Below are 16,416 nucleotides of genomic sequence, written 5' to 3'. Positions count from 1 at the left end.
CTGGTCCGCTGGCCTTGCCAGGCAAAGTGTCCGCGCCTGGTCTGGCGGCCGCGCTTGGCCCGGTGGCCGTCCCAGGCCAGGTGTTGGTGCCTGGTCTGGTGACCGTGCTTGGCCGGGTGGCTGCGCTCGGGCAGGTGGTTGTGGCCGGCCCGGTGGGCGTGCCTCGCTCTGGTGGGGCGTCGGGTCCGCCGGGCCAGCTTCCGGACGATGGGCGGCGGCTTGCCGGCGTGGCTGGGCGGTGGGCCGGGACGGCTCGATCATGACGGGGCCGGGCGGGCCGGGCGGGCCGGGCGGGCCGGGCGGGCCGGGCGGGCCGGGTGTGGAGCGGCTGCTGGCGCTCGATCGGGCGCATGTCTGGCATCCCTACGGGCCGATGCCCGGGCGCAGTGAGCCCTACGTCGTCGAGAGCGCCGAGGGCGTTCGCCTGCGGCTGGCTGACGGGCGTGAGCTCGTCGACGGCATGTCGTCCTGGTGGGCGGCCATTCACGGCTACCGGCACCCGGTGCTCGACGCCGCGCTGGTCGAGCAGTCGCAGAAGATCAGTCACGTCATGTTCGGCGGGCTGACCCATGCGCCCGCGGTCGAGCTTGCCACCACCCTGGTCGAGCTGACGCCGGACGGGCTCGAGCACGTCTTCCTCTGCGACTCCGGCTCGGTCGGGGTGGAAGTCGCGGTCAAGATGGCGCTGCAGGCCCAGCTCGCGCGGGGCTTCCCGCAGCGGCGCCGGCTCGCCACCTGGCGGGGCGGCTATCACGGGGACACGTTCCATCCGATGAGCGTCTGTGATCCGGACGGCGGGATGCACTCGCTCTGGACAGGGGTGCTGCCGACGCAGGTCTTCGCCGGGCTGCCTCCGGCCGACTACGACGAGGCCTACGCGGCCGAGCTCACGGAGCTCATTGCCGCGCATGCCGACGAGCTCGCCGCGGTCATCGTCGAGCCGGTGGTGCAGGGTGCGGGCGGGATGCGGTTCCACCATCCGGCGTACCTGCGGGTGCTGCGGGAGGTCACCGCGGCCCACGGGATCCTGCTGATCTTCGACGAGATCGCGACCGGCTTCGGGCGTACCGGAGAGTTTTTTGCTTCTCACCATGCCGGGGTCACGCCGGACATCCTGTGTCTCGGCAAGGCTTTGACCGGGGGATATCTGACCCTGGCGGCGACGCTGTGCACGCCGGAGGTGGCCCACTCGGTCTCGGCCGGCAGCGCGGGCGGTCTGGCCCACGGCCCGACCTTCATGGGCAACCCGCTCGCTTGCGCCGTCGCCAACGCCTCCATCGCCCTTCTCCGGGCCCAGGACTGGCAGGGCCAGGTCCGGCGTATCGAAGCCGGCCTCCGTGCCGGTCTGGAGCCGCTCCGGGCCGCTCCCGGGGTCGCCGACGTCCGCGTCCTGGGCGCCATCGGCGTCGTGCAGCTCGACCACGCCGTCGATCTGCCGTCGGCCACCGCGGCCGCGGCGGGTGCCGGGGTGTGGCTGCGGCCGTTCCGGGACCTGGTCTACACGATGCCGCCGTACGTCACGGACGACGCCGACGTCGCCCGCATTACCCAAGGAATCGCTGCGGCGGTGTCCGCCACCTGACAGGAATGGACAAGACCCTGATGGAGACCTTCGGAAGCCGCCTGCACCGCGCCACCCGGGACCGGGGGCCGCTCTGTGTCGGCATCGATCCGCACGCCGCTCTGCTCACCCGGTGGGGTCTTCCGGACGACGTCGCCGGCCTGGAACGCTTCGCCTTAACGGTTGTCGAAGCACTGGCCGAACGGGTCGCCGTTCTCAAGCCGCAGTCGGCCTTCTTCGAGAGATTTGGGTCACGTGGCATCGCCGTTCTTGAGTCAACTATCCGACAGTCACGCGAGGCCGGTGCGCTGGTACTTCTCGACGTGAAGCGCGGCGACATCGGCTCCACGATGGCCGCATATGCGAGTGCTTATCTCGATCCGGAGAGTTCTCTGTGTGCTGACGCGATTACTGTCAGTCCCTATCTCGGGGTCGGCTCATTGCAGCCCGCGTTCGACATGGCGGCCACTCACGGCGGCGGTGTTTTTGTCCTCGCGCTCACCTCGAACCCCGAGGGACCGGCCGTCCAGCACGCTGTCGGCGCCGGCGGGCGGACCGTCGCGCAAACCGTGATCGACGAGATTTCGCAGGTCAACGTGGGTGCGGACCCGCTCGGCAGCCTCGGGCTGGTGGTCGGCGCGACGATCGGCGACACCGGCCACGATCTGTCCAAGGTGAACGGCCCGCTGCTCGCGCCGGGCCTCGGAGCGCAGGGCGGAAGCCCCGCGGATCTGCGCGCGATCTTCGGAGAAAGTCTGCGGAACGTGCTGCCGTCGTACTCACGCGAGGTTCTCGGAGCGGGACCCGGCGTGACGTCGCTGCAGGCCGCGGCGGACCGCGCCGTGGACGCCTGCCGGGCGGTGATCGGGTGAAACGGCCTGCTTACCAGGCCTGCCCGAGGTCGGGTGGGGGGTACCCCCACGTTGCCGAAACCGCCATTGACCGCTAGTTTTCCCGGCGCCAGGAACCACATGCCCCTTTGGTTCCCTGGCACACCACGTTTCACAGAGTGCCGGTATTGGACTACCGGTGCGATAGGGACCTGAGGAGAACTGGTGCCGCTCCCGTCACTGAGCCCCGAACAGCGCGCTGCCGCGCTGGAGAAGGCTGCGGAGATTCGTAAGGCCCGTGCAGAGCTGAAGGATCAGCTCAAGCAGGGCAAGACCACCCTCGCCGCCGTGCTCGACCGGGCGGAAGGCGACGACGTCGTCGGCAAGCTGAAGGTTTCGGCCGTGCTCCAGGCGCTGCCGGGCATCGGCAAGATCCGGGCCACCCAGATCATGGAGAAGCTCAAGATCGCCGACAGCCGCCGTCTTCGTGGCCTCGGCGAGCAGCAGCGTAAGGCCCTCCTGGGGGAGTTCGCTGCGAACTGACTCATCGGCTCGTGTAGGAATGAGCCGTGAGCATGGATGACGACGCGCGCCCGGCAGCCCGACTCACCGTCCTGTCCGGCCCTTCGGGGGTGGGCAAGGACAGCGTGATCGAGCTGATCCGGGCGCGCTCGCCATGGATCAAGCTGTCGGTGTCGGTGACAACCCGCAAGAAGCGCGACTACGAGACCGACCAAGAGCACTACCACTTCGTCACCCGTTCGGAGTTCCAACGCCTTATCGACGGCGATCAGCTGCTCGAGTGGGCGGAGTTCGCGGGAAACCTCTACGGCACCCCGCGGGCCCAGGTCGAGGGCTGGCTGCAACAGGGCCGCCCGGTCCTGCTGAAGATCGATCTGCAGGGCGCCCGGCAGGTGCGGGCCACGATGCCCGACGCTCAGCTGATCTTCCTGGCACCGCCCAGCGTCGAGGAGCTCAAGCGCCGGCTGATCGGCCGCGGCACCGACGACGAGGAAACCATCCGGCGCCGCCTCGAGCACGCCGATGAGGAGCTCGCCCACGAGAAGGAGTTCGACCGCACCGTGGTCAACGACTTCGTCGAGCGGGCGGCCGATGAGCTGGTAGGATTGCTCGGTTCGTCGTTTCTGACGCCCGCTCAGCCGCAGCCCGGCGCCTGAACGCGGGAGCATCCGAACCCGAACGCGAGACAACCGGCCAAGACATCCGGCGCTGAGAATTAAGGACGTACATCACTGTGGGAACCATCGCGAACCCCGAAGGCATCACCAACCCGCCGATCGACGAGCTGCTCGACAAGACCTCGTCGAAGTACTCGCTGGTGATCTTCGCGGCCAAGCGCGCCCGCCAGGTCAACGCCTACTACAGCCAGCTCGGTGAGGGCCTCCTGGAGTATGTCGGCCCCCTCGTCGAGACCACGCCGCAGGAGAAGCCGCTCTCCATCGCGATGCGTGAGATCAACGCCGGTCTGCTGACCGCCGAGGCGACCGACAACCCCTGATCGAGTGCCAGCAGGTGCCCGCGTCCGCAGTGCGGGCGCGGGTTCTTCGTATACCGGGAGTGTGCTGATGCCCGAGGTAGTGCTCGGCGTCTGCGGCGGCATCGCCGCCTACAAGGCCTGTGAGCTGCTGAGGCTGTTCACCGAATCGGGTCACGGCGTCCGCGTCGTGCCGACCGCGTCGGCGCTCAAGTTCGTCGGTGCGCCGACCTGGGCGGCGCTGTCGGGCCGCCCGGTCGCCACCGAGGTCTGGGACGACGCCCACGAGGTGCCGCACGTGCGCATCGGCCGGCACGCCGACCTCGTCGTGGTCGCGCCCGCCACCGCCGACATGCTCGCCAAGGCCGCCCACGGCATCGCCGACGACCTGCTCACCAACACGCTGCTGACCGCGACGTGCCCGGTCGTCTTCGCTCCCGCGATGCACACCGAGATGTGGGAAAACCCCGCAACCCAGGCGAACGTGGCGACCCTGCGAAGCCGTGGCGCAATCGTGATCGAGCCCGCTGTGGGCAGGCTCACGGGCGCCGACACCGGCAAGGGGCGGCTGCCCGACCCCGCCCAGATCTTCGCGGCCGTCCTGCGGATCCTGCGCCGCGGTGCCACCGCCGAGGCCGACCTGGCCGGCCGGCACGTCGTCGTCACCGCAGGTGGGACCCGGGAACCGCTCGACCCGGTCCGCTTCCTCGGCAACCGTTCCTCCGGCAAGCAGGGTTACGCCCTGGCCCGCGCCGCGGTGGCTCGGGGAGCGCGCGTCACTCTGGTTGCGGCGAACGTCACTCTCACCGATCCGGCCGGCGCCGACGTGGTCCGTGTCGGCACGACCGAGGAGCTGCGCAAGGCCACGGTGGAGGCTGCCGGCGGCGCCGACGTCGTGGTGATGGCCGCCGCCCCGGCCGACTTCCGGCCCGCCACGGTCGCCGGACAAAAGATCAAAAAGAGCGACGAGGGTACGGCGCCCACGATCGAACTCGTCACCAACCCGGACATCGCCGCCGAACTGGGCGCGGCCAAACGCCCAGGTCAGCTGCTCGTCGCGTTCGCGGCCGAGACCCACGACGCCCTCGAGAACGCCCGGGGCAAACTGGTGAAGAAACGCGCGGACCTCATCGTCGTTAACGAGGTGGGTGTCGACCTCGTCTTCGGCGCCGACCACAACACGGTCACCATCCTGGGCGCCGACGGCACCACCACCGCCCTCGGCGAACTCCCCAAAGACGATGTGTCGGATGCGATATGGGATCAGGTGGTCACCCGCCTCGATCCGCAGGTCGGCGCGGCTGGGACGGTCTGAGACCGCTTCAGCGTCCCCCCAGCGGCGGTGACTACACTGCCGCCGAACGAAACTTCGACAAAATTCTGAGGAGCACCGTGGCACGCCGCCTGTTCACCTCCGAGTCGGTCACGGAAGGCCACCCGGACAAGATCGCTGACCAGATCAGCGACGGTATTCTCGACGCCCTGCTGACCCAGGACCCCCGCAGCCGCGTGGCGGTGGAGACGCTGATCACGACCGGCCAGGTGCACGTCGCCGGCGAGGTGACCACCCAGGCGTACGCGGACATCCCCAGCATCGTCCGCGAGACGATCCTCGGCATCGGTTACGACTCGTCCAAGAAGGGCTTCGACGGCGCGTCCTGCGGCGTCAGTGTGTCGATCGGCTCGCAGTCGCCCGACATCGCCCAGGGTGTGGACAGCGCGGTCGAGCTGCGCGAAGGCAACTCCGAGCACGTCCTCGACGCCCAGGGCGCCGGCGACCAGGGCATGATGTTCGGCTTCGCCTGCTCCGAGACCCCGGAGCTCATGCCGCTGCCGATCGCCCTCGCGCACCGCCTGGCCCGCCGGCTCTCCGCGGCCCGCAAGGACGGCACCATCCCGTACCTGCGCCCGGACGGCAAGACCCAGGTCACCATCGAGTACGACGGCCTGCGCCCGGTCCGCCTCGACACCGTCGTCGTGTCGTCGCAGCACGCCGCCGACATCTCCCTCGAGTCGCTGCTGACCCCCGACGTCCGCGAGCACGTCATCGCCCCCGAGCTCGAGGGCCTCGGCATCGACACGGACAACTACCGCCTCCTGGTCAACCCCACCGGCCGCTTCGAGATCGGCGGCCCGATGGGCGACGCCGGCCTCACCGGCCGCAAGATCATCGTGGACACCTACGGCGGGTACGCCCGGCACGGCGGCGGCGCCTTCTCCGGCAAGGACCCGTCCAAGGTGGACCGCTCCGCGGCGTACGCGATGCGCTGGGTGGCGAAGAACGTCGTCGCCGCCGGCCTCGCCGAGCGCTGTGAGACCCAGGTCGCGTACGCGATCGGCAAGGCCCACCCGGTCAGCCTCTTCGTCGAGACCTTCGGCACCGAGAACGTCCCGGTGGAGCGCATCGAGAAGGCCATCAACGCCGTCTTCGACCTCCGCCCGGCCGCGATCATCCGTGACCTCGACCTGATGCGCCCGATCTACCAGCAGACGGCGGCCTACGGCCACTTCGGCCGCGAGCTCCCCGACCTGCTCTGGGAGAACACGGACCGCGCCCAGGACCTGAAGTCCGCCGCGGCCTGAACTTGGTGACGCCGGGAACGGGTGCCTCGACCTCGGTCGAGGCACCCGTCCTGTTCTCCGGAGAAGATGTCGTACCCGCGCGCCAGAATGTGCGGGTGAAGGCGGCGAAGGCGGCGAAGCCAAAACCCGACCGCGAACCCGCGGCCCGGCTGCCGATCGCCCGCGTGAGTGTCGAGGTCCCGCTCGCCCACCTCGACCGTCCCTTCGACTACCTCGTGTCGGTCGCCGACGACGAGGCGGCCCAGCCGGGCGTTCGCGTCAAGGTCCGTTTCGCGGGCCAGCTGGTCAACGGTTTCCTCCTCGAACGGGTGGAGTCGAGCCCGCACGGCGGAAAACTCGCCTACCTCGACAAGGTCGTCTCCCCGGAACGCATCCTCGACCCCGAGGTGGCCCGTCTGGCCCGGGCGGTCGCCGACCGGTACGCCGGCAATTTGTCGGACGTCCTCCGACTGGCCGTCCCGCCCCGCCACGCCCGCGTCGAATCACAGGCCCAGCCCGCCGTCGCCTCCCCCGCGTCCGTGGTGACGGCACCGCAGGATGATCCCGGGGAGCCTGGCGCGATCAGCTCACCCGGGTCCGCATCCGACGTCGCCGATCCGGGGGATGAGCCTTCCCGGGTTTCGGTCCCCGCGGCCGACCGCGAAGGCCCGACATCGGTGAAGTTGGGCCTTCGCGAGCCCGGTGATGGCGTGGAGGATGCGCCGGTCAACGGCCTGCCTCCACCGGTGTCGGCCACGAACGGCGGCGTTCCGGGCGAATTGTCCGGCGCCGGGGCTGATTTCAGTGGCCTCGACAATTCGACTGAAGGCGCGCCTGACGCAAGCGGCGGCGAAGACCTTTGCAGGGCGACGGAGGACTCGGAGCGGCAGGAGAGGTCAGGACAGCCATCGCCGGTCGGGGTGAGCGCGCCGCCGTCCGGAACCGAGGCAGATCCCGCGACGGGTGAGCTGGCGGAACCAGACGCTGGTCTTGGCGCAGCGGCTGGGGCCGGCTCGCTGGAGGGGCGGAGCGCCGAACCGTCCCCGAACGCCGGGTCGGCGGAAACGGCGGTTCAGCACGGGTGGGGGATCTATCCCACCGGGGACGCCTTTTTGCATGCGCTCGGGGAGGGGCGGGCTGCTCGGGCGGTGTGGTCGGCGTTGCCCGGTGAGGACTGGCCGGCGCGGATCGCTGAGGCCGCAGGGGCGACTGTCCGGGGTGGGCGGGGTGTGGTCATCGTGGTGGCCGACGCGCGTGATCTCGAACGGGTGGATCGGGCGCTGAGCAAGGTGCTCGGGGACGGGCGGCACGTGGCGCTGAATGCCGCGGCCGGGCCGGCCGAGCGGTACAGGCGGTTTCTTGCGGCCAGCCGGCATCGGGTTTCCGTGGTGGCCGGGACGCGGGCGGCGATGTTCGCGCCCGTCGCCGACCTGGGGCTCGTGGTCATCTGGGACGACGGGGACGACCTGCACGCCGAGCCGCGGGCGCCCTATCCGCATGCGCGGGACGTGTTGCTCACGCGGGCTCAGCTGGCGGGTTGTGCTGCGCTTGTGGCGGGCTTTGCGCGTACCGGGGAAGCGCAGTTGCTGTTGGAGACCGGGTGGGCGAAGGAGATCGTCGCCAACCGGGACACGTTGCGGGCGCGGAGTCCGCTGATCGCGCCGACCGGGGATGATCCGCAGCTGGCGCGGGATCCCGGGGCCGTCACCGCGCGGTTGCCGAGTTTGGCCTGGCAGGCCGCTCGCGGGGCGTTGCAGGCCGGGGCGCCGGTCCTGGTGCAGGTGCCACGCCGGGGTTATCTGCCGTCGACCGCCTGCGCCGAGTGCCGCACGCCGGCGCGGTGCCCGCACTGTTCGGGGCCGCTCGGGCTGGCCGGTTCGCGGGACGTGCCGGCCTGTCACTGGTGCGGGCGGGCCGCGGCCGACTATGCGTGCCCGGCCTGCGGCGGGCGGCGGCTGCGGGCCTCGATCACCGGGGCGCGGCGGACCGCGGAGGAGCTCGGCCGGGCGTTCCCCGGTGTGCCGGTGCGGACGTCCGGGCGGGACGAGATTCTCGACACCGTTCCCGGGGAGGCTTCGCTGATCGTCGCGACGCCGGGGGCGGAGCCGGTGGCCGAGGGTGGCTACGGCGCGGTGCTGCTGCTCGACACGTGGGCGCTGCTGTCGCGGGCGAATCTGCGGGCGGCGGAGGAGACGATGCGGCGCTGGCTGTCGGCTGCTGCCCTGGCCAAGCCCGGGCCCGCCGGTGGGCGCGTCGTGGTGGTCGCGGACGGTTCGCTGGCGCCGGTGCAGGCGTTGCTGCGCTGGGATCCGGGCTGGTTCGCCGCCCGTGAGCTGGCCGAACGTCGAGAGCTGGGGTTCCCGCCCGCGGCCCGGATGGCCAGCCTGACCGGCACGGCCGAGGCGGTGGCGGAATTTCTGGACGCGGCCCGGCTGCCCGAGGAGGTCGAGGTGCTCGGGCCGGTCCCGGCCCAGGAGGAGCAGGAACGCATGCTGCTGCGCGTGTCGCGCGGCCGTGCCGCCGAGCTGGCCCGCCTGCTGCACGAGGCCGCGGCGGTCCGCAGCGTGAAGAAGTCGGCGCTCCCGGTCCGCATCCAGATCGACCCCGCCGAACTCCTCTGACGGAATCGCCCGCGGAGGCCGCGCCGGCCGTGAAGGTGGGGAAGCCGGGCCCGGGAGCGGTGGGCCGCTCCCGAGCCCGGCAGGGAGTTACGGGAGGACGCGGGGGTCGGGGTTGAGGGACTTCGGGAGTTTGACGGTGATGAACTCGTTGTTGTCGGCGACACCCGGCGTCCGGCCCGCCGAGCCCGGGAAGTTGTTGTCGTTGAGCACCGCGATCGTGCGGCCGTCCAGCAGCGCCACGTCTTCGATGGTCACGAACGGGAAGCGGAAGACCTTGCCGAAGCCGCCCACACCGCGCGGGTTGGCGATGGCGAGGAGGTCCACCACCAGCGTCTTGTCCATGACGCCGTCGTGGTTGCGGTCGCGGCGGTCGGCCAGGTAGATCCGCTTCAGAGCTGCGGCGTCACCCTGGTTGTTGTCGCGTTCGATGATCAGGAAGCGGTTGGCGTCGACGGGGATGGCGTCGCCGATGGCGTTGGACGGGGAGTCCAGGCGGTAGGTCCAGCGCTTGCCGGTGTACGCGGCGCGCCGCACGTCGAACTCGTTGAAGCGCAGGTCACCCGGGGTGTCGCCGGCGACCGTGCCTTCGAGCAGGGGGTACAGGTAGCGGCCGTCGGGGGAGTGGGCCATGCCTTCGAAGCCCTTGCTGCCGCCGAGGTTGGGGGTACCGGCGGGGTTCTCCGGGGCGCGGACGTCGGGGAGGGGGATCGGCGCCGTGAGGAGCCGCCCGGCGCGGTCGAAGTGGAGGAGCCACGGGCCGAACTCGTCGCCGATCCACAGTGAGCCGTCGCGGTCGCGGACGATCGACTCGACGTCGAAGTCGGAGCCGGTCAGGACGCGGTCGGTGCGGGTGAGGGGGAACGGGACCTTCGCGTCCGGGTCGGTGAGGTTGAGACCGCCGAGGACGTCGACCTTGCCCGTCTGCGGCACCGGGCCGATGCGGTGGATGCGCAGCAGGAAGTCGGCGCTGTTGGCCTTGTTGCCGAAACCGTTGTCGGACAGCACGTCGTAGGTGCCGTCGCCGTTCGGGAGGACTCCGGAGAAGCCCTGGACCGGCTGGTCGTCCCAGGGCGCCGCGATGCCGTTGACCGGGGCGGTGCCGAGGGCGGCGCCGGACGGTTCGCTTCCGGGTACAAAAGTGAGAGCCGGCAGGGACGCGAAGCCGGTCAGGGTCGGGGTGGTGGCCAGGTGGGCGGAGGCCGGCGTGGCGATGAGGCCGAGGGCCGCCACCAGGAGGCCGGCACCGGCCGCACGGGTTACAGGTCGCATGGGCCGGACGGTAGAAGACCACGGTGAACCGTGATCGACATGGACGTGACAGGAGACGAGACACAATGGCCCGCATGGATGTCGCCGCCGCGGTCACCGCCCTGCTGTCACCGAACGCGGGACGTGATCCGTTCCCGGCCTACGAGGCGTTACGGGCGCACGGGCCGGTCGTCGCGTACGGCGGTGGGTTCTTCGTCACCGGGTATGCCGCGGCCGACCGCATCCTGCGGGACCCGGGCATGAGCGTCTACGACGCGAAGCTGCTCGACGCGAGCTGGGCCGACTGGCGGCAGAACAAGGGTGTGGCGCTCTTCGTCGACTCGATGCTGCGGCAGAACCCACCGAACCACACGCGGATGCGCCGGCTCGCGTCCGGGGTGTTCACCGCGCGGCGGGTGAGCGCGCTGCGGGAGGTCATCGTCGCGCAGGTCGACGAGGTGCTGGACAACATGGCGCTGGGCGGGCGGGCCGACATCATCGCCGATCTTGCGTATCCGCTGCCCATCGCCGTGATCTGCGCTCTGCTCGGGGTGCCGGCGGAGGACCGGGGGCAGTTCCGGCGGCTGGCGGAGGCGCTCACCGCCGTGCTGGAGGTGCGCTTCACCGAGGAACAGGCCGTCAGTGCGCACTCGGCCGCCAAAGAGCTGGAGGATTACTTCAGCTCGCTGATCGCCCTGCGGCGGGCCGAGCCCGAGGACGACCTGGTCACCGCTCTCGCTGCGGCCCACGACGCCGGTGGGGACAAGCTCACCGCCGAGGAGCTGATGGGCAACCTGGCGCTGCTGCTGGTCGCCGGTTTCGAGACCACCACCAACCTGATCGGCAACGGCCTGCATCTGCTGCTGCAGCATCCGCACCTGCAGGACCGGCTGGTCGCGGACCCGGAGCTGGCGCCGGCCTTCGTCGAGGAGATTCTCCGGTACGACTCGCCGGTGCAGCTCACCGAGCGGTTCGCCACCGCCGACACGGAGATCGACGGCGTACGGGTGCCGGCCGGCTCGGAGCTGATCCTGCTGCTCGGGGCGGCCAACCGGGATCCGGGCCGGTTCGCGGACCCGGGCGCGTTCGATCCCGACCGGCCCGGCAACACGCCGTTGTCCTTCGGCGCGGGGGCGCACTACTGCCTCGGCGCCCCGCTGGCCCGGCTCGAGGCGCAGGTGGCGCTGCCCGCGCTGCTGCGTCGGTTCCCGGGGCTCACCGAGGCGGCGCAACCGGTCCGTCGTGACCGGCTCACGCTGCGCGGATGGGCGACGCTACCGGTCTGGTTCGGCTCCGTAGACTAGGTGGCGACACCAGCTGTGTGAGTCGATCGTCAGGAGTGGCACCGCGTGACCGTCCAGCCCATCCGTCTGTTCGGGGACCCGGTGCTGCGTACGCAGGCCGACCCGGTCACCGGCTTCGACAAGGAACTGCGCAGGCTCGTCAAGGACCTCACCGAGACGATGCAGGACGAGGGTGGCGCCGGTCTGGCCGCGCCGCAGCTCGGTGTGGGACTGCGGGTGTTCGCGTTCGACGTCGACGACGTGGTCGGCCACATCGTCAACCCGGTGCTGTCCTTCCCCGACGAGGAGGAGCAGGACGGCCCCGAGGGCTGCCTGTCGATCCCGGGCGTCTACGTCGACACCAAGCGCCGGCAGAACGTCGTCGCGCAGGGCTTCAACGAGCACGGTGACCCGATCCAGCTGATCGGCACAGGGCTGATGGCCCGCTGCGTGCAGCACGAGACCGACCACCTCGACGGGGTGCTCTTCCTGGACCGGCTGGATGCCGCCGCACGTAAGGACGCGATGAAGCAGATCCGTGCCGCCGAGTGGTACGACGCCGGCGCCCCGCCCACGGTCAAGGCGAGCCCCCACGGCCGCGGCATCTTCGGTCTGGGCCGGTGAGCTGATGCGACTCGTCTTCGCCGGTACGCCCGAGGTGACCCTGCCCTCGCTCGACGCCCTGGCCGCGTCCTCGCACGAGATCGTCGCCGTGGTGACCCGCCCCGACGCCCCCGCGGGCCGGGGCCGTCGCCTGGTGCGGTCCCCGGCCGGCGCGTGGGCCGACGAGCGGGGCATCGAGGTGCTCACCCCGCAGCGCCCGCGGGAGCCGGAGTTCCAGGAGCGGCTGCGGCAGATCGCGCCCGACTGTGTGCCCGTGGTGGCGTACGGCGCCCTGGTCCCGCCGGCCGCGCTGGAGATCCCGAAGCACGGCTGGGTCAACCTGCACTTCTCGCTGCTGCCGGCCTGGCGCGGCGCGGCTCCCGTGCAGCACGCCGTTCTGCACGGTGACGAGGTGACCGGTGCGAGCGTGTTCGAGCTCGAGGCCGGCATGGACACCGGGCCGGTCTACGGCACGCTGACCGAGCAGATCCGCCCCGCGGACACCTCGGGTGACCTGCTCGCCCGCCTGGCCACCGAGGGTGCCGGCCTGCTCGTCGCCGTCCTGGACGCGATCGAGGCGGGCACCGCGCGGGCGCACCCGCAGCCGGCCGACGGTGTCTCGCTGGCGCCCAAGATCTCGGTCGAGGACGCCCGGGTCCGCTGGAACGACCCGGCGTTCGCGGTCGACCGGCGTATCCGGGCCTGCACGCCGGCCCCCGGCGCGTGGACGACCCTGCGCGACGAGCGCCTCAAACTCGGACCGGTCCGCCCGGTCGCGAACGCCGCCGCCCTGAAGCCCGGGGAGGTGCTCGTCGAGCGCTCCCAGGTGCTGGTGGGCACGGCGACCACCCCGGTCATTCTCGGCGAGGTCCGTGCCGCCGGTAAGAAGCCGATGCCGGCCTCCGACTGGGCGCGTGGCCTGCGCCTCAACCCGGGGGAGACCCTACTGTGAGCGACCCGAAACCCGCCGATCAGCCGCGTGGTGCCGACCGCCGGCACAGCGCCGATCGGCCGCACAACGCTGGTCCCCGCCGTCCAGCAGGTCCCGGCCAGGGCCGTGGCCAGGACAGGGACACACGGTCGGGGCGGGCTCCCCGTGCCGGTCGCCCGGCGTCGGATCCGGCCCGGCAGGCCGCGTACGAGGCGATCGCGGCGGTGCACCGTGACGATGCGTACGCGAACCTGGTCCTGAGCCAGATCCTGCGCGAGATGGGTCTGCACGGGCGGGACGCCGCGTTCGCCACGGAGCTGACCTACGGCACCCTGCGCACGCTCGGCACCCTCGACCTGATCATCGCCGACGCGGCCGGTCGTGAGGTGTCGCGGATCGATCCGCCGGCGCGCGACGCTCTGCGGCTGGGGGCGTACCAGTTGCTGCTCACGCGGGTGCCGCCGCACGCGGCGGTGAACCAGACCGTGGACCTGGTCCGGTCGGTCGCGCCCGGCGCGGCCGGTTTTGCCAACGCCGTCATGCGCAGCATCTCGGAGACCAGCTTCGACGACTGGCTGACCAAGCTCGCGCCGGACTACGCCGAGAACCCCGTCGGCAACCTCGCGGTGGTCCACAACCACCCTGAGTGGATCATCCGGTCGTTCGCCGAGTCGCTCGGTGGTGATCTCGAGGACACCGCCCGGCTGCTGATCGAGGACAACCAGCCGGCGACCGTGCACCTGTGCGCGCGGCCGGGACGCGCCGACGCCGTGGACCTGGCCGACGAGGTCGGCGGGACGCCCGGCGCGTTCTCGCCGTACGCCGTCTACCTCAACGGTGGTTCGCCGAGCGAGCTGGCCGCGATCCGTCAGGGCCGCGCCCACGTCCAGGACGAGGGTTCGCAGCTGGTGGCCGCGGCGCTGCTGGCCGCCCCGATCGAGGGTCAGGACAACCGCTGGCTCGACCTGTGTGCCGGGCCGGGTGGCAAGGCCGGTCTGCTGGGCTCGATCGCCGCCCAGCGCGGGGCCGAGGTCACCGCGGTCGAGGTCGCCGATCACCGCGCCCGGCTGGTCGAGCAGGCCACGGTCGGCCTGCCCGTGACGGTGCTGCCGACCGACGGCCGGACCGTCGGGCGTGACCCCGACCTGAACGAGGAAGGCTTCGACCGGGTGCTCGTCGACGCGCCCTGCACCGGTCTGGGGTCGTTGCGCCGGCGGCCGGAGTCGCGCTGGCGGCGTACGCCCGCGGACCTGCCGCCGCTGACCCGGCTGCAGCGCGAACTGCTCGTGGCGGCGCTGCGGGCGGTGCGCCCGGGTGGGGTCGTCGCGTACGTGACCTGCTCGCCGCACATGGTGGAGACCCAGGTGACCGTCACCGAGGGCGCCCGCCGCAGCGGTGTCGAGGTCGATTTTGTCGACGCCCGGCCGCTGCTCCCGCCGGGCATGCCCAAGCTCGGCAACGGCCCGACGGTGCAGCTCTGGCCGCACCGCCACGGCACCGACGCGATGTTCCTGGCGGTGCTGCGCCGCACCAGCTGACGGCTTTCTGCACCTTTCGGGTCAACAAGGTCCGGTATAAAGAGGGGCATGGATGTCATCGGGGCAGGATTCGGTCGCACCGGCACGCTCAGCCTGAAGGTCGCTCTCGAGATGCTCGGCCTCGGGCCGTGCCTGCACATGCTCCCGGTCCTGGGTGACGAGGACCGCGCCGGCCTGTTCCTGCGTGCCGCCGACGGTGACCCCGGCAGCCTCGACAAGGCTCTCGCGGGTCACCGTTCCACGGTGGACTGGCCGGGCACGTACTTCTGGCGCAAGCTCGTCGAGCAGTACCCGCAGGCCAAGGTGATCCTGACCGTCCGCGACCCGCAGCAGTGGTACGACAGCGCCGAGCGGACGATCTACCGGGCGGCGAACGCGGCGGTCGCCGGGCCGCAGGGACTGCCCGCGGCCGGGATCGCCATGCTGCAGCGTCTCATCTGGGACGGCACCTTCGGCGGCCGGTTCGCCGACCGCGAGCACACCGTCCGGACGTTCGAGCAGCACAACGAGGCGGTCCGGCGGACGGTGCCCGCCGAGCGGCTGCTCGAGTTCGAGGTGTCGCAGGGCTGGGGCCCGCTGTGCGACTTCCTCGGTGTGCCGGTGCCGGAGGCGCCGTTCCCGCGCACCAACGACACCGCGCAGTTCCAGGCCCGGACCGAGCACGCCCACACCGAGGGCCGGCTCTAGGGGGTTTCTGGTGGATCACGGCGAGTCTGCGGCGAGGTCCAGGTTTCGCGTCGCCAGTGGGCCGGAAGCTGGGCCCGGCGCAGGCCGTCGTGATCCACCAGACACCCCCTAGGGTCACCTGACCGGCAGCACCCGGGGGCCGGCGTTCTTCAGCGACCGCTCGAAGGTGCGCTCGGCGAAGTAGATGAAGCAGCGCACCCGGCGCTCGCCGGAGAGCCACTCGGTGCGGGTCGGGTTGTAGGAGATCCAGCCGCTGCGATATTGCAGGTCGTCGTTGTGGGGCAGGGCGGCGAACCGGGCGATCACGCTCCTGCAGCCCGTCGCGCTGCGGTCGATGTCCGATTCCAGCTTCGCGTACGCGACGTCGGGCGCTTTCCACAGCCCGGCGAACTCGGCGCGATGGGGTTCGGCGCAGGTGACCGGCAGCATGGTCTTCACGGTCTCGCCGTCGACCGTCGGGTCGAAGCAGGCCAGGTGCAGGGGTGAGGGCCCGGCCAGTTCACCGGCGAGGCTGCCCTCGCGGCTGGTGCGGCTCTGCCCGTCGAGGTCGGCGGTGGTGACGTCGCAGCGGAACCAGCGGGCGCCGCCGGCCCAGCCCGAGCGGGTCGGCCACACGACCTGGACCGCCACCCGGGCGCTGCGCCACGGGCCGCCCAGGAAGTCGGCGGCGACGTCCGAGCACTCCCGGAACGCCGCCTTCGCCCCCGGGGAGCCGGGTGCGGGCACCACGTCGGCGTCCGCGGCCGTGCCCACGTGGAACGTCTCGGAGACGTGCAGCTCGGCGCAGTCGACCGGCCGGTAGTCGTCCACGGGTGCGGTCGTGGCCAGCGCTTCGTGGCACTGGCCGGCGGCCGGACGGAACGGCGCGGGGGTGGCGAGCGCGGCCCAGTCGTCGGTCAGGTCGCCGTCGGTGCCGGGCGGGGGCGTGGCCGAGCAGCCGGCGGCGAACAGCGCCACCAGCAGGACCACCAGCGGCGCCGGCGCCCGTCGCATCTCTCAGCCTCCCGGAGAACCCCATGAGTATCCCGGGTGAGGGCAAACAGGCCATACACTGGCG

15 protein-coding genes are annotated in these 16,416 nt (G+C 71.5%); 13 read left to right on the top strand and 2 right to left on the bottom strand.

Annotated elements, in window-relative coordinates:
- Positions 1-373 precede the first annotated feature (373 nt).
- The 8 genes from AFR_RS30755 (at position 374) to AFR_RS45465 (ending at position 9,069) form a co-directional block, all read left to right on the top strand.
- A complete protein-coding gene (locus AFR_RS30755) occupies positions 374-1,582 on the top strand; it encodes an adenosylmethionine--8-amino-7-oxononanoate transaminase (protein WP_052359846.1) in 1,209 nt (402 codons plus the stop codon).
- Positions 1,583-1,602: 20 nt separating this feature from the next.
- Complete coding sequence (pyrF, locus tag AFR_RS30750) at positions 1,603-2,433, top strand: orotidine-5'-phosphate decarboxylase (protein WP_023560716.1); 831 nt, start codon at positions 1,603-1,605, stop codon at positions 2,431-2,433.
- A 183-nt stretch (positions 2,434-2,616) separates the two neighbouring features.
- Complete coding sequence (gene mihF / locus AFR_RS30745) at positions 2,617-2,934, top strand: integration host factor, actinobacterial type (RefSeq protein WP_023560715.1); 318 nt, start codon at positions 2,617-2,619, stop codon at positions 2,932-2,934.
- 32 nt (positions 2,935-2,966) lie between these two features.
- Positions 2,967-3,569, top strand: coding sequence for a guanylate kinase (gene gmk, locus AFR_RS30740; protein ID WP_023560714.1), 603 nt, complete (start codon positions 2,967-2,969; stop codon positions 3,567-3,569).
- 77 nt (positions 3,570-3,646) lie between these two features.
- A complete protein-coding gene (gene rpoZ / locus AFR_RS30735) occupies positions 3,647-3,910 on the top strand; it encodes a DNA-directed RNA polymerase subunit omega (RefSeq protein WP_015623990.1) in 264 nt (87 codons plus the stop codon).
- Between the two features lie 64 nt (positions 3,911-3,974).
- Positions 3,975-5,201, top strand: a complete 1,227-nt coding sequence (coaBC, locus tag AFR_RS30730) for a bifunctional phosphopantothenoylcysteine decarboxylase/phosphopantothenate--cysteine ligase CoaBC (protein WP_193786389.1) — start codon at positions 3,975-3,977, stop codon at positions 5,199-5,201.
- Between the two features lie 77 nt (positions 5,202-5,278).
- Positions 5,279-6,469 (top strand): methionine adenosyltransferase, encoded by a 1,191-nt coding sequence (metK, locus tag AFR_RS30725; protein WP_023560712.1) that lies wholly within the window; start codon positions 5,279-5,281, stop codon positions 6,467-6,469.
- A gap of 164 nt (positions 6,470-6,633) precedes the next feature.
- Complete coding sequence (locus AFR_RS45465; RefSeq protein WP_148308329.1) at positions 6,634-9,069, top strand: primosomal protein N' family DNA-binding protein; 2,436 nt, start codon at positions 6,634-6,636, stop codon at positions 9,067-9,069.
- An 87-nt stretch (positions 9,070-9,156) separates the two neighbouring features.
- On the opposite strand, the gene AFR_RS30715 is transcribed toward AFR_RS45465, so the two are convergent.
- On the bottom strand, positions 9,157-10,338 hold the full coding sequence (locus tag AFR_RS30715) for an esterase-like activity of phytase family protein (RefSeq protein ID WP_084298199.1): 1,182 nt from the start codon (positions 10,336-10,338) through the stop codon (positions 9,157-9,159).
- Between the two features lie 74 nt (positions 10,339-10,412).
- Here AFR_RS30715 and AFR_RS30710 point away from each other — a divergent pair, with 74 nt between their 5' ends.
- The 5 genes from AFR_RS30710 to AFR_RS30690 are packed head-to-tail and all read left to right on the top strand — an operon-like array spanning position 10,413 to position 15,359.
- Positions 10,413-11,621: a cytochrome P450 gene (locus AFR_RS30710; RefSeq protein WP_041842945.1), complete on the top strand. Its 1,209-nt coding sequence runs from the start codon at positions 10,413-10,415 to the stop codon at positions 11,619-11,621.
- Between the two features lie 45 nt (positions 11,622-11,666).
- Positions 11,667-12,224 carry a peptide deformylase gene (gene def, locus AFR_RS30705; protein ID WP_023560708.1) on the top strand — a complete coding sequence of 186 codons (558 nt, stop codon included), beginning with the start codon at positions 11,667-11,669 and terminating at the stop codon, positions 12,222-12,224.
- Positions 12,225-12,228: 4 nt separating this feature from the next.
- Positions 12,229-13,155: a methionyl-tRNA formyltransferase gene (gene fmt, locus AFR_RS30700; protein ID WP_023560707.1), complete on the top strand. Its 927-nt coding sequence runs from the start codon at positions 12,229-12,231 to the stop codon at positions 13,153-13,155.
- On the top strand, positions 13,152-14,672 hold the full coding sequence (locus AFR_RS30695) for an RsmB/NOP family class I SAM-dependent RNA methyltransferase (protein ID WP_023560706.1): 1,521 nt from the start codon (positions 13,152-13,154) through the stop codon (positions 14,670-14,672). The genes fmt and AFR_RS30695 overlap by 4 nt, the downstream gene beginning before the upstream one ends.
- Before the next feature lie 48 nt (positions 14,673-14,720).
- On the top strand, positions 14,721-15,359 hold the full coding sequence (locus AFR_RS30690) for a sulfotransferase family protein (RefSeq protein WP_023560705.1): 639 nt from the start codon (positions 14,721-14,723) through the stop codon (positions 15,357-15,359).
- 114 nt (positions 15,360-15,473) lie between these two features.
- On the opposite strand, the gene AFR_RS30685 is transcribed toward AFR_RS30690, so the two are convergent.
- A complete protein-coding gene (locus tag AFR_RS30685; RefSeq protein WP_023560704.1) occupies positions 15,474-16,352 on the bottom strand; it encodes a septum formation family protein in 879 nt (292 codons plus the stop codon).
- Between the last annotated feature and the right edge of the window lie 64 nt (positions 16,353-16,416).

The organism is Amorphoplanes friuliensis DSM 7358, from assembly GCF_000494755.1.
GTDB classification, from domain to species: domain Bacteria; phylum Actinomycetota; class Actinomycetes; order Mycobacteriales; family Micromonosporaceae; genus Actinoplanes; species Actinoplanes friuliensis.
This window is presented reverse-complemented; position numbering and strand designations above follow the sequence as displayed.